The following is an 11,578-nucleotide window of genomic DNA, read 5'->3' as shown; positions in this document are numbered from 1 at the left end:
GTCGAACGGCCGCTTGAAGTATCATAAGGCCCTCCCCGCCCGCGATACGCCCCCGCAACATGTCACGGCCTTCCGGCGCTCCGCCCGCCACCAACGATCCCGCCTCGCCGTCCTGCAACACGCTGGACTGCCTGCACTGCTCGGTTCGCCACCTTGCGGTGTGCTCGGCGCTGTCGCCCGATGAAGTGCAGGCACTGGAACAGGTCACCGTTTCCCAGCAGGTCAGCATGGGCAGTACCCTGGCCCGCACCGGCGAAGAGCGCGACCATGTCTATACATTGACCGCTGGCGCACTGCGACTGGTACGCACCCTGGCCGACGGCCGCCGCCAGATCAACGGTTTCGTGCTTCCCGGCGACTACCTCGGACTGAGTGGCAGCGACCATCACCGCTACGACATCGAAGCCATCGCCGACAGCCGCGTATGCCGCGTCGCGTTGCCGCAGATGAAGGCGCTGCGCAGCCGCTTCCCGCACCTGGAGCGCAAGCTGCTGCAGCGTGCCTGCCAGGAACTGGATGCCGCGCAGGACGCTGCACTGGCGCTGGCACGCCTGCAGCCGGCAGAGAAGCTGGCTGATTTCCTGCTGCGCCTGGCCGCGCGCGAGGCCAGGCTCGGTGGTGACGGCCTGCGCGTATCGCTGCCGATGGGGCGTGGCGATATCGCCGACCACCTGGGCCTGACCATGGAAACGGTCAGCCGCACCTTCACCAAGCTGCGCCAGCAGGGATTGATTGCCCTGCCCCATTTGAACGTGGTGGAGATCCTCGATGAGGATGGACTGCGCACGCTGGCCGGTGAAGGGTTGATCTGACCGCATCACGGTTGGTGGGGTTGCCGGCCAGCGGCCGGCACTACCCGTGTTGCGCGAAGGGCATTGTAGATTCGAGCCATGCTCGACTCATCGCGCCGTGCGCGAACAGCAGCCGAGCATGGCTCGGCTCTACATGGGAGCCAACACCTCACGCAACGCCGCGTAATCGGCGGCCAACAGTTCGGCGTCCGCCGGCCGCTGCAGCAACACATCCAATGACGGCGGCACCGCCACCGTTTCGCCGATCAACGGCTCCACCACCGCCTCGAACTTGGCCGGATGTGCGGTAGCCACCACCGCCCAGTCGCCCTTGGCGCCGCGCGCACGCAGGTCCTGCAGCACCTTCACCGCTGTGGCCGTATGCGGGCAGAACAGTTCGCCGTTGCTGGCGTGCGCCGCCGCAATCGTCGCGCGGATGGTCACGTCATCCACCGAGAACGCGCGGAAGGCAGCGCGCAGCTCGGCATCATCACCGTGATAGAGCCAGCGCAGGCGTTCGAAGTTGCTTGGCGCCCCCACATCCATTGCGTTGGCAACCGTGGCCACACTGGCCTGCGGCTGGTAGTCGCCACCGTTGAAGTACGCCGGCAGTACCGCATTGGCATTGGTGGCCAGCACGATCTGCCCGATCGGCACGCCCAGCGCGCGCGCCAGCACGGCCGCCATCGCATTGCCAAGGTTGCCGGTCGGCACCACCAGGTTGAGCCGGCGACGATGCGTCGCGTAATGGGACAACGCCGCATGCGCGTAATAACTCATCTGCGGCAGCAGGCGGCCGAGGCTGATGCTGTTGGCCGAACTCAGCGGCACCTGGGCCTGCAGTTCGCGGTCAGCCAGTGCCTGCTTGACCATCGCCTGGCAATCGTCGAAGGCGCCGGCCACGCGCAGCGCCTGGATGTTGTCGCCGAAACAACCGAGCTGATGCGCCTGCCGCGGTGACACGCGGCCATCCGGATACAGCACCACCACGCGTACGCCGGGCTGGCGATGGAAGGCCGCGGCAACGGCGGCGCCGGTATCGCCGGAGGTGGCGACGACGATGGTCAGATCACGGTCCTTGCCGGCCTGCAGCCGCGACAGCGTACCGGCCAGGAAGCGCGCACCGATATCCTTGAACGCCGCCGTCGGCCCATGGAACAGCTCCAGCACATGGTCACCGCCGCCCAGTGGACGCAGCGGCACCTGAAAGTCGAACGCCTCGCGGCAGATCGATGGCAACGCAGACTCCAGCGTGTCGCCAGAAAAGAACGGCGCCAGCAGATCGGCGGCGGTATCGGCCAGCGTTGCGCCGGCCCGCAGCTCACGTGGCGCCGGCAGCACCTGCGGAACATACAGCCCTCCATCGGGCGCCAATCCTGCAGCGATCGCCGCACTGAGGCCAACGGCCGGGGACTGACCCCGGGTCGAAACAAATTGCATGGGTTCGGTATCCAGTAAAGGGGAAGGATTCAGCACAAGCGGGCTCCCGGTGCATCCAGCGGCGACACCCAGGCATCGCTGTCGAAACCGGCGGCGGCAAATGCGGCCTGCACCGGTGCGGCAGCGGCGCGGGCCTGGTCGGCGTCCTCGAACCAGGCGAACACGCTGGGGCCAGCGCCCGAAATGCCCGCGCCCATCGCATGCGCAGACAGCGCCGCATCGCGTGCGGCCTCGAAGCCCGCAATCAGGCCGGCGCGGCGAGGCTCCACCAGCACATCACGCAGGCCTGCGCGGACCAGCGCGGCGTCGCTGCGATGGCAGCCACTGAGTACCAGCGCAAGGTTCGCACTCTGTGCCACGAATTCACCCAGCGCATAGCTGCCCTGCAGCGCCTGGCGTGCGCGGCGTGTTTCCAGGACCGCGTGCGGATGCACCAGCAGGCTGTGCCAGGTAGCCGGTACCGGAATCGGCAGCAGGCGGTCGGCCGTGCACAGTGCAAGCCCGCCCAGCAGCAATGGCCCCACGTTGTCACCGTGACGGCCACCACTGGCCACCGCCTCGCCATCCAGCGCAAATGGATACAGCGCCTCGCGCGTCAGCGGCGCATCCAGCAGCGCATTGGCGGCGACCAGCGCCGCGACACTCGACGCTGCCGAACCGCCCATGCCGGAACCGAACGGGATGCCCTTGTCGATCTCGACTGCGAAACCGAAATCCAGGCCCAGGCCTTCGCGCAGCGACATCAGCGCAGCCCCGGCGGTGTTGCCGGCTGCGTCCAGTGGCAGCGCGACAGCACTGCCACGGATCGCATCGATGCGCACCGCCGGCTCGTCGATGCGGTGCACGCTCACGGTATCGCCGATACCGGCAATGGCATGGCCGAGAATGTCGAAGCCCACTGCCACGTTGGCCACCGAGGCAGGCGCGAACGCACGTGCGATCACAGCCGCGCTCCTTCACCGGCGGCGACCCGCAGCAGGTCCGCGAACACACCCGCTGCCGTCACCTCCGGACCCGCACCCGGACCCTGCACCACCAACGGGTTGTCGCAGTAGCGACGGGTACGGAACTGCACCACGTTGTCGGTCAACCGAAGGTTGGCGAAGGCGTGGTCGGCGGGCAGTTCCTGCAGGCCCACCGAGGCACCGTCAGCGCCCAGCTGTGCCACGTAGCGCAGCACCGCGCCACGCGCCCGCGCGTCCTGCAACCGCTGCAACAGGCTGGCATCGGACTCGCCCAGCCGCGCCATGAAGTCATCCACGCTGCCTTCGCGCAGCAGCGCCGGCACCAGGCTTTCCACCTGTACCTGTTCCAGGCTGAGCGCGTGGCCGGCCTCGCGGGCGAGGATCACCAGCTTGCGCGCCACGTCCACGCCCGAAAGATCGTCACGCGGGTCCGGCTCGGTGTAGCCCATCGACCGCGCCTGCGCGACCAGCTGCGAGAACGGCTGGCTGCCATCGAAGCGGTTGAACAGCCAGGCCAGCGTGCCGGAGAAGATGCCTTCGATCGCCAGCACCTCGTCGCCCGTATCGACCAGATCACGCAGCGTGGTGATCACCGGCAGGCCCGCGCCCACCGTGGCTTCGTAGCGGAAGCGCGCACCACTGGCCGCCGCGGCAGCGCGGATGCGCTGGTAGCGCGGCAGTGGGCCAGCACCGGCTTGCTTGTTCGGGGTCACCACGTGGATGCCGGCTGCCAGCCAGCCCTCGTAGCGCTCGGCCACCTCGGCGCTGCCACTGCAGTCGATCACCACCGCATGCGGCAGGTGCGCGGCCAGCAGGTGTTCGGTGAAGCGATCCAGGTCGCTGGGCTCGCCCGCGTCCTGCAATGCCTCCCGCCAATCGGCGTGCAGGCCATCCACTTCCAGCCGCATGCGCGAACGCGAGGCCAGCGCGCGCAGGCGAAGATCCACATTGGCCTTGGCCAGCAGCTGCGGGCGGGCCGCCAGCAGCTGGTCCAGCAGTGCCGCGCCGACGTTGCCCGGCCCGATCACACCGACCGCGAACGTCTGCGGCGACAGCCAGAAGCCCGCATGTGCGGCCCGCAATGCGCGGGTGGCATCGGCACTGTCCACCGCCACAGAAATATTGCGCTCCGACGAGCCCTGCGCGATCGCCAGGATGTTCACCTGCGCGCGTCCCAGCGCCTCGAACAGGCGCGCCGCCACACCGGGCTGGCCTGCCATGCCGTCGCCCACTGCCGCCAGCACGCTGACGCCCTCGCTGACCTGAACGCGCTCCACCTGCCCTACCGACAGTTCATGCGCGAACGCATGCAGCAGTGCCTCACGGCCACGCGCCGCTTCGGCGGCGCGAACCACGCAGCAGATCGAATGCTCTGACGAACCCTGCGAGATCATCACCACCGACACCTGCGCCTGGCGCAGCGCCGCGAACACGCGCTCGGCGGTACCGGGCACGCCGATCAGGCCGGTGCCCTCCAGGTTCAACAGGGCCAAGCCGGGGCTCAGGGTCAGGCCCTTCACCGGCCCGCGCGGCGAGCGCTCGGCGCTGATGCGCGTCCCCGGATGCGCCGGCTGAAAGGTATTGCGGATGAAGATCGGCAGGCCGAGGCGGATGGCCGGCGACATCGTCTGCGGGTGCACCACCTTGGCGCCGAAATAAGCCAGCTCGCAGGCCTCGTCGTAGCTCAGTGACTCCAGCTGCACCGCCTCGGGCACCAGCCGCGGGTCGGCCGACAGCACGCCGTCGACGTCGGTCCAGATGTGCAGTTCATCGGCATTGAACAACGCGGCGAAGATCGCGCCGGAATAGTCGCTGCCGTTGCGGCCTAGCGTGGTGATGCGGTCATGGCGGTCACGGGCAACGAAACCGGTGGCGACCAGGCGCATCTGCGGATGCCGCAGGCGCCACTTGGCCAGGCGGTCCGCGCTGGACTCCCAGTCGACATCCACACCCAGTTCGCCATGCCCGACCACCAGCACGTCGCGTGCATCGAGTACCGCACAGTCTTCGCCCAGGGCACGCAGGTGGCTGCCGAGCAGCTGTGCGGAAAACACTTCGCCCAGGCCCTGCACACGGTCGAGCACTTCGCGCGGCAGCTCGCCGATCACCGCCAGCGCCGCCAGCACTTCGGCCAGCTGATCGAAGCGGGCGTCGATCCATTCGACCGTCTCGCCGACCTGCTCGCCCAGCAGCGCCACGGCGGCGCCGCGATGGCGCGCGCGCAGGGCATGCCACGCCTCGCGCCAACCTTCGTCGCCCTTGGCCGCCAGCTGCGCCAGATCAATCAGCGCGTCAGTGACGCCCTTCATCGCCGAGACGACAGTGACCTGCAGCGGTTCGGGGCGGGCCAGCAGCAGGCCGGCAACATGGCGATAGCGTTCGGCATCGGCCACCGAGGTGCCGCCGAACTTGTGCACGACAGTGGACGGCGCAGCCAGATCGGCCGGGGCAACGGGATGGGCGGGGGCGTGGGAAGACATGCAGACCTCGGCAGGAGGCCCCGTCGCATGCAGGTGTCGAGTTTCCCCGCCACCTGTATGGTGCGGGGCCGTGGTTTTCGGGAGTTACACGAAGACGACGGGCCGCACCAGGGCAGTGGTGACGGTGGTGGTGGTAATGGTGGTGGTGGCGACCGGCGCAGTCGAACGGCCCGCAGTGGCGGGGGCGATCAGGCTGGCGTGGGCGGCATCAAGAACCATGACGCACAGAAAACACTGTGCGCCGGCCCGCTGTCAAGTGCTGCGATGCAAAAAACCATTGCGGCGATCATCGGCTAACGTGCGTACATTTGGTTGCAACTGAGACCAAGCGCGCATCAGCACGCTTGTCGACCGGATTCAGCCGGCATGTTCGGCGATCGCCCGCGGCGTGCGATGGGCATGCGCGCACAGCATCACGCCGGCCATCAGCAACACGATGGCCAGCGCTTCCAGCAGCGACGGCCAACGCTGTTGCCAGGCGAAGGCATACAGCAGTGCGAACAGCGTTTCGAACACGATCATCTGGCCAGTCAGGGTCAGCGGCAGCAGGCGGCTGGCGCGGTTCCAGAATGCGTTGCCGAGGATCGAGGCCACCACTGCCACACCGGCGCTGATCGCCCAGAACCCACTCCACTGCGCCGCCGAATGGCTGCCGGTGTGACCGATGAAGGCCATCGGCACCAGCAGCAGGGCCAGGCCGCCAGTCGTCACGCCGGTCAGCAGCGACCAGTCGTGGCTGGACAGATCCGGTCGGCGCGCCAGCCAGCGGCTGTTGCCGATCGAGTACAACGCCCACGAGAACAGCGCGCCGAACCCGCACAGCAGGCCGATCAGGCGCTGCCGCCACGGGGTGGCCAGGTGCTCGGACATCAGCGCTTCCCAGCCAACCAGTCCCACGCCGAGCACGCACAGGCCCAGCGCCGGCAGCAGCTCCCTCAGCGGCACCGCCCCCTGCTCGCGCACGCCAACGAGGGTGACCACCACCGGGATCAGGCCGACAATCAAGGAGGCTGCAGCGCCACCAGCCCACTGCACCGCCACGGCCAGCAGCAGGAAATAGACCAGGTTGCCTGCCAGGCTCAGCCACAGCAGGCCGATCCATTCGGCACGGCCCAGCCGGGGCGCCAGCCGCTTCCATCGCGGCAGCAGCAGGGCTACGGCGATCAGGCCGTAGACCAGATAGCGACCGGCCGACAGTTGCAGGGCGTTGAACGACTGCAGCACGGCGGGCGCGAGGAAAACCACGCCCCACAGTGCGCCGGCGGCAACGCCATTGGCGATGCCCAGGGCCATCGGGTTGTTGCGCATTCGGGTTCTTCGGGGGAGAGAACGGGCCGCGCAGTGTAAGCGCTGGCCGGTAGGGGCTCTTGACCCAGGCTATTGCCTTGTCATCTCTGTAGAGCCGAGCCACTGCTCGGCTGCGATTGGCCGCTGTGCAGATAAGGGCAGCCGAGCGTGGGCTCGGCTCTATAGATCAGCCGGCGCTCCTGCGCCACGCAGCCGGGGTCTGGCCACACTCGCGGCGCAGCGCACGAGTCAGTGCGCTCTGCTCGGAATAGCCTGCGGCCAGCGCGATATCGCTGATCGGCGCCGTACTGGTGCGAAGCTGGTGCTTGGCCCAGCGCAGCCGGCACGCGCTGAGCCAGGCCTGCGGGCTCAGCCCGAACTCGCGCTGGAACAATGCGTGCAACCGGCTCTCGCTGACACCGACAAATCCGGCCATCCGGGCAACCGGCCAGGCCCGGCCGGGATCGGCCTGGACCGCCGCACACAGGCCCTGCATGCGCGCGCCACTGCCCGCCGGTGCAAACATCTGCAGCAGCTGCGGCAGCAGCGCCGGCATCGGCTGCCCTGTCTGCACGTCGGCCAGGCACCGGCGCAACGCCAGCGGCAGATGCAGCCAGCGCTGCCGGCACAGATGCTCCTGCGTGCCGTCATCAAGCACGCCTGGAGGACAATCAACGATCACGAAACCATTGGGGCCGTCCGCCATCTGGTCATGCGCTTCGCCGGCAGCAACAAATGCCCCCTGCAGCAGGTCCAGCCGACCGCCGCGCCCTTCCATCTCGAACTGCAGCTCGCCCTGCAGCGGCAGAACCCACTGCGCGTAGTCATGGCGGTCCAGGCCGGTGGCCTGCCCGTAGTGCCGCAGATGGAAGATGGCGCCCATCCGGGCAGTGTGCGCGTGTAACAACGGCCGTGCAAACCGCTGCTATAGTCGGTCCGTCATCCAACGCAGGGAGTGCAGGTCATGACCCATCAGCAGCTGTCCCTGGTGCTTGCCACCAGCCTCGGCCTGGCGCTCACCGCCCCGGCCTCCGCTCAGGAACGTACCCCACCGGCGCCGCACTGCATGGACGCGGTCGGCGTCCAGGAAGTGGAGCAGGCGTCACCGCGTTCAATCGCCCTGCGAGCCGCCTCGGGCCAGGCTTATCGGATCGACTTCAGCGAGGAGTGCCCCGGCGTCCGCGGTGCCACCACGCTGAAACTTGAGGCGCCCGCTGGCTGGGCCTGCGGTCGCCCCAGCGAGCGTGTGGTGGTCGATGGCCGCACCTGCGCGATCAGCGCGGTGACCCCCGTGCAGGATCGCGACTACGCCAACGTGGCCCGCGACAGCGACCGCCTGCGCATGGCCACCCTGCCCGCCCTGACCATCCGTGAGCGCAGGGACATCCGCCGCAGTTTCGGTGGTTCGCCGTCGTACTGCTTTGCCACGCGCAACGTGCGCGCGTGGTCGTCCGACCCGCAGGGCATGCTGGTGGAGACCAATCCGCATCGCAATGGTGGTCACCGCTACTATCGCGTGGAGCTTGGCAGCCACTGCCGCCAGCTCGACCGTGCGCCACAGCTGAGCTTCCACTCCGGGATGCAGAACGGCCTGATCTGTGGCAATCCGGGCGATCGCATCCTTACCGCCGGATTCGAGAAGGGTGACCTGCGCAACGATGCACTGGCGCCGCTGCCGCAGTACACCCACGGCGGCTGCACGATCCAGGCGGTCTATCCGGCTTCCAGCCAGGCGTCGAACTAACCGTCGACGCCGAGGAAGGTGAACGGTGCGCTGGGTACGAACTGGCCCAGCGCATCGCCGGCAAAGGTATTGCGCTGGTCCTTGCCGAGGTCCAGCTTGAGGACCTGGCCGCCGAAGTCGACCTTGTTCAGATCAACCCAGAAGGTGTTCGGGGTCAACGCCGACTCGAAGAAGTACAACCGCCGCTTGTGGTCGGCTACGGTGCGCCAGCGCGTGGAAGAAATGTTCGGCTCGCCTGGCGTGGTGATGCCATACGGCACCGATGCATTGCGGATCACGCTGAACACGCTGGCCAACGCCATCACCGGGTCTTCGGCCTTGGGAATGGCATTGATGTAGAACGAGGCGCGGGCGAAGCGGTCGGCGGAACGGTTGGTGCCGGGCAGCATCACCGTGCCACCGATCTGCTGCCAATAGCTGTTCAGCGCCAGCTGGTGCTCGAAGATCGGCGAGTTGGTCATCACCTGGTAGCGCCGGTCATGATGGATCACCTGGCGACCGCCGATGTATTCGACGATCGCGCTGTCGCCGCTGGCATCGGACAGCGACAGGTGCAGCGTCGCTTGGCGGTCTTCGCCGGGCACCTTGTCGGTGACGATCGAGTACGGCTCGCGCTCCAACGCCGTGACCGCCTCTTCGACGGTAGCGAAATTGTCCAGCACGTACTGCGCCCACAGCGAAATCGCCAGGCCCGGCTTGCCGCCGCGCTGCTGCGGATACTCCGATTCAACCAGCCACAGCAGGTTGGCTACGAGCCCCTTCTCGTTCATGCCGTCGGTGGTCGACACGTCGTAGCCGGTGGCCACCACGCTGCCGTAGTGCGCGGTCCACGCCAGCGACTTCGGGCCGGCCTGGCCGGTGCGCGCAATGCCGCGCGGCAGTATGTAGAGGTTGGTCGCCACATCGACCTTCCAGTCCATCGAGCGCGCGGTGATCACATCGCCGTTGTCACCCAGGTACACCGCACGCGTGCAGGCCAGTGCCGGCGTGGTCGCGGACGCCAACGCCACGGCCAGCATCACCTTTCCTTTCCAGTTCATCCGTGCCATGCACTACGCTCCTTTCCCCGTGATGCATGATCTGATCCGATCCAGGGTGACACCGGAGTGAAGCCTCAGCGCACGAACCGATCGTGCGCCCAGAAGCCCAGGACCATGGCAGGCACGAACCACAGCGCCTCGCGCGATGCCGCCGCCAGCCCCGCGATGGCCGGGCCCGGGCAGTAGCCGGCCCATCCCCAGCCGATACCGAACAGTGCGGCACCCAGCAGTAGACGCGTATCGACATCGCGCGCGGTGGGCAACTGGAAGCGCATCGCGAACCACGGCCGCGCGCGCCGCAGCGCCCAGCGCTGGCCGGCCGCACTGACCAGCAGCGCCGACCCCAGCACCCATAGCAGGGTGGGATCGAAATCCCCGGTGACATCAAGGAAGCCGAGCACGCGACGCGCATCGGTCATGCCGGAAAGAGCCAGGCCTGCGCCGAACAGCGCACCCGCTACAGCGGCAGCAGCCCTCGGACGACTCATGCCATGGCTCCACCGTGCCGGGCCAGGAAGGTCGTCAGCATCGCGAACGCCATGAATAACAGCACCGCCAGCGACGATCGCTTCGAACCGCGCGCCAGGCCACACACGCCGTGGCCACTGGTACAGCCGCTGCCCAAGCGGGTGCCGAAGCCGACCAGCAGGCCGGCGCCGACCAACTGCCAGGCCGGCAATGCATCACGCAGCAGTGCGCGTGGCGATGCCGCGGGCACCGACTGCCACCACAGCACCAGCCCCGCCGATGCCAGCAGGCCGGCCAGGAATGCCCAGCGCCAGCCACGCTCGCCTTCGGCTGCCCGCAGGCTGCCCGCGGCGATGCCGCTGATGCCCGCCACGCGCCCGATGCTGGCCAGCAACAGCACCGCAGCGGCACCGATCAAGGCGCCGCCGGTGACCGCACCCCAGGGGAGGTTCATGCCCCACCCTCTTCGCCACCGCACATGGAATTGCTCCTTAATTTAGACTACTCTAAATTAGATCATCCTAAACAAAGGAGTCAACATGGTCCGGTCCCTGCCCGACGGCGCAGCCATGGCCGAACACGCTTCAGAGGCAGCCACGCTGCTCAAAGGCCTGGCCCACCCCGCCCGGCTGCGGGTGTTGTGCCGCCTGGTCGAAGGCGAGGCGGCAGTAGCGGAGCTGCAGGCGCTTACCGGGCTGAGCGCGTCGGCGCTGTCCCAGCACCTGGCGGTACTGCGCGCGATGAAGATCGTGGCAACCCGGCGCGAGGCACAGGCGATCCACTATCGGGTGGTCGAAGGGCCTGCGCTGGGTGTGCTGCAGGCCCTGCACGCTGCCTACTGCGGCCGGGCGTGAGGTTGAATGTCAGCCGGCATGCAGCGCCGGCTGCACCACCGTGTCCAGCAGGTCGACCGGTGTCGGCGCCGCGCGATCCCCCTCCAGCGCCCGGCTGAAACCGGCCCAGTCGCTGGATGACAACTGGCGCAGCAGCGCTGCCTCCACCGGCAACGCGCGCATCGACCAGTAGGGAAACTGGCGCTGGCCGAGGCGGCCTCGCGCCAGCTCGATGATGTCGATGTGACTGCCGGCCTGGAGAATGCGCTCATACACCGAGTCGATGCCATCCGGCGGCCCCTCGATGTACTGCAGGAAACGATTGCCATCGTGCAGCAGCACTCCGGTCACCCCCGCCATCTTGTTGAAACGCGCAGCGTCTTCGACCAGCGCCTGCAGGCGTTGGCTGGAGAGCTCCGGCAGCGCCCGGCTGATGTAGGCGATGGCGCGCAATGGCATGGTGCTTCCTTGGCTGGGTGTGAACGCACGGTAGCAGTTGCGGACGAGTCCGTCTCAATACGCCCGCCCGT

The 11,578-nt window shown here is 68.0% G+C and carries 13 protein-coding genes; 4 read left to right on the top strand and 9 right to left on the bottom strand.

What is annotated here, in order from left to right; genetic code table 11:
* Window positions 1-59: 59 nt before the first annotated feature.
* A complete protein-coding gene (locus ROV95_RS18790) occupies window positions 60-812 on the top strand; it encodes a helix-turn-helix domain-containing protein (protein ID WP_058982370.1) in 753 nt (250 codons plus the stop codon).
* Window positions 813-941: 129 nt separating this feature from the next.
* On the opposite strand, the gene thrC is transcribed toward ROV95_RS18790, so the two are convergent.
* Genes thrC through thrA form a run of 3 tightly spaced genes read right to left on the bottom strand, consistent with a single transcriptional unit; the run spans window position 942 to window position 5,676 of the window.
* Entirely contained in the window at window positions 942-2,231 is a 1,290-nt protein-coding gene (thrC, locus tag ROV95_RS18785; protein ID WP_312545787.1) for a threonine synthase, read from the bottom strand.
* Between the two features lie 29 nt (window positions 2,232-2,260).
* The gene (locus tag ROV95_RS18780) at window positions 2,261-3,175 is read right to left on the bottom strand and encodes a homoserine kinase (protein ID WP_312545785.1); all 915 of its coding nucleotides are present in this window, start codon (window positions 3,173-3,175) and stop codon (window positions 2,261-2,263) included.
* The gene (gene thrA, locus ROV95_RS18775) at window positions 3,172-5,676 is read right to left on the bottom strand and encodes a bifunctional aspartate kinase/homoserine dehydrogenase I (RefSeq protein ID WP_312545783.1); all 2,505 of its coding nucleotides are present in this window, start codon (window positions 5,674-5,676) and stop codon (window positions 3,172-3,174) included. The genes ROV95_RS18780 and thrA overlap by 4 nt, the downstream gene beginning before the upstream one ends.
* Before the next feature lie 27 nt (window positions 5,677-5,703).
* On the opposite strand from thrA, the gene ROV95_RS18770 reads away from it, so the two are divergent.
* Window positions 5,704-5,973 (top strand): hypothetical protein, encoded by a 270-nt coding sequence (locus ROV95_RS18770; RefSeq protein ID WP_171952063.1) that lies wholly within the window; start codon window positions 5,704-5,706, stop codon window positions 5,971-5,973.
* A 60-nt stretch (window positions 5,974-6,033) separates the two neighbouring features.
* Here ROV95_RS18770 and ROV95_RS18765 read toward each other — a convergent pair whose 3' ends face one another.
* Together ROV95_RS18765 and ROV95_RS18760 are read right to left on the bottom strand one after the other, a co-directional pair.
* A complete protein-coding gene (locus tag ROV95_RS18765) occupies window positions 6,034-6,984 on the bottom strand; it encodes a DMT family transporter (RefSeq protein ID WP_312545782.1) in 951 nt (316 codons plus the stop codon).
* A gap of 166 nt (window positions 6,985-7,150) precedes the next feature.
* Window positions 7,151-7,846, bottom strand: a complete 696-nt coding sequence (locus ROV95_RS18760; protein ID WP_312545780.1) for an AraC family transcriptional regulator — start codon at window positions 7,844-7,846, stop codon at window positions 7,151-7,153.
* 81 nt (window positions 7,847-7,927) lie between these two features.
* Between ROV95_RS18760 and ROV95_RS18755 the strand changes: the two genes are divergently transcribed.
* Window positions 7,928-8,707, top strand: a complete 780-nt coding sequence (locus ROV95_RS18755; RefSeq protein ID WP_021202844.1) for a DUF6491 family protein — start codon at window positions 7,928-7,930, stop codon at window positions 8,705-8,707.
* On the opposite strand, the gene ROV95_RS18750 is transcribed toward ROV95_RS18755, so the two are convergent.
* The 3 genes from ROV95_RS18750 to ROV95_RS18740 form a co-directional block, all read right to left on the bottom strand.
* Complete coding sequence (locus ROV95_RS18750; protein WP_312545778.1) at window positions 8,704-9,756, bottom strand: linear amide C-N hydrolase; 1,053 nt, start codon at window positions 9,754-9,756, stop codon at window positions 8,704-8,706. The genes ROV95_RS18755 and ROV95_RS18750 overlap by 4 nt on opposite strands.
* Window positions 9,757-9,821: 65 nt before the next feature.
* A complete protein-coding gene (locus ROV95_RS18745; protein ID WP_019661402.1) occupies window positions 9,822-10,235 on the bottom strand; it encodes a DUF6691 family protein in 414 nt (137 codons plus the stop codon).
* Window positions 10,232-10,669: a YeeE/YedE family protein gene (locus ROV95_RS18740; RefSeq protein WP_312545776.1), complete on the bottom strand. Its 438-nt coding sequence runs from the start codon at window positions 10,667-10,669 to the stop codon at window positions 10,232-10,234. Before ROV95_RS18740 ends, ROV95_RS18745 begins: the two co-directional genes overlap by 4 nt.
* 85 nt (window positions 10,670-10,754) lie before the next feature.
* Here ROV95_RS18740 and ROV95_RS18735 point away from each other — a divergent pair, with 85 nt between their 5' ends.
* The gene (locus ROV95_RS18735) at window positions 10,755-11,069 is read left to right on the top strand and encodes a metalloregulator ArsR/SmtB family transcription factor (protein WP_019661400.1); all 315 of its coding nucleotides are present in this window, start codon (window positions 10,755-10,757) and stop codon (window positions 11,067-11,069) included.
* 9 nt (window positions 11,070-11,078) lie between these two features.
* Here the strand turns inward: ROV95_RS18735 and ROV95_RS18730 are convergent, their stop codons facing one another.
* A complete protein-coding gene (locus tag ROV95_RS18730; RefSeq protein WP_019661399.1) occupies window positions 11,079-11,507 on the bottom strand; it encodes a BLUF domain-containing protein in 429 nt (142 codons plus the stop codon).
* Window positions 11,508-11,578: the final 71 nt, after the last annotated feature.

Source organism: Stenotrophomonas maltophilia group sp. msm1, assembly GCF_032025805.1.
Taxonomy (GTDB): domain Bacteria; phylum Pseudomonadota; class Gammaproteobacteria; order Xanthomonadales; family Xanthomonadaceae; genus Stenotrophomonas; species Stenotrophomonas hibiscicola.
This window is presented reverse-complemented; position numbering and strand designations above follow the sequence as displayed.

Excerpts from the sequence above, each read along its gene's own strand:
- ROV95_RS18735 (WP_019661400.1), top strand. The coding sequence starts at position 10,755 with ATGGTCCGGTCCCTGCCCGACGGCGCAGCCATGGCCGAACACGCTTCA.
- ROV95_RS18750 (WP_312545778.1), bottom strand. The coding sequence starts at position 9,756 with ATGGCACGGATGAACTGGAAAGGAAAGGTGATGCTGGCCGTGGCGTTG.
- ROV95_RS18755 (WP_021202844.1), top strand. The coding sequence starts at position 7,928 with ATGACCCATCAGCAGCTGTCCCTGGTGCTTGCCACCAGCCTCGGCCTG.
- ROV95_RS18740 (WP_312545776.1), bottom strand. The coding sequence starts at position 10,669 with ATGAACCTCCCCTGGGGTGCGGTCACCGGCGGCGCCTTGATCGGTGCC.
- ROV95_RS18770 (WP_171952063.1), top strand. The coding sequence starts at position 5,704 with ATGCAGGTGTCGAGTTTCCCCGCCACCTGTATGGTGCGGGGCCGTGGT.
- ROV95_RS18765 (WP_312545782.1), bottom strand. The coding sequence starts at position 6,984 with ATGCGCAACAACCCGATGGCCCTGGGCATCGCCAATGGCGTTGCCGCC.
- ROV95_RS18745 (WP_019661402.1), bottom strand. The coding sequence starts at position 10,235 with ATGAGTCGTCCGAGGGCTGCTGCCGCTGTAGCGGGTGCGCTGTTCGGC.
- ROV95_RS18760 (WP_312545780.1), bottom strand. The coding sequence starts at position 7,846 with ATGGGCGCCATCTTCCATCTGCGGCACTACGGGCAGGCCACCGGCCTG.
- ROV95_RS18730 (WP_019661399.1), bottom strand. The coding sequence starts at position 11,507 with ATGCCATTGCGCGCCATCGCCTACATCAGCCGGGCGCTGCCGGAGCTC.
- ROV95_RS18790 (WP_058982370.1), top strand. The coding sequence starts at position 60 with ATGTCACGGCCTTCCGGCGCTCCGCCCGCCACCAACGATCCCGCCTCG.
- thrA (WP_312545783.1), bottom strand. The coding sequence starts at position 5,676 with ATGTCTTCCCACGCCCCCGCCCATCCCGTTGCCCCGGCCGATCTGGCT.
- thrC (WP_312545787.1), bottom strand. The coding sequence starts at position 2,231 with ATGCAATTTGTTTCGACCCGGGGTCAGTCCCCGGCCGTTGGCCTCAGT.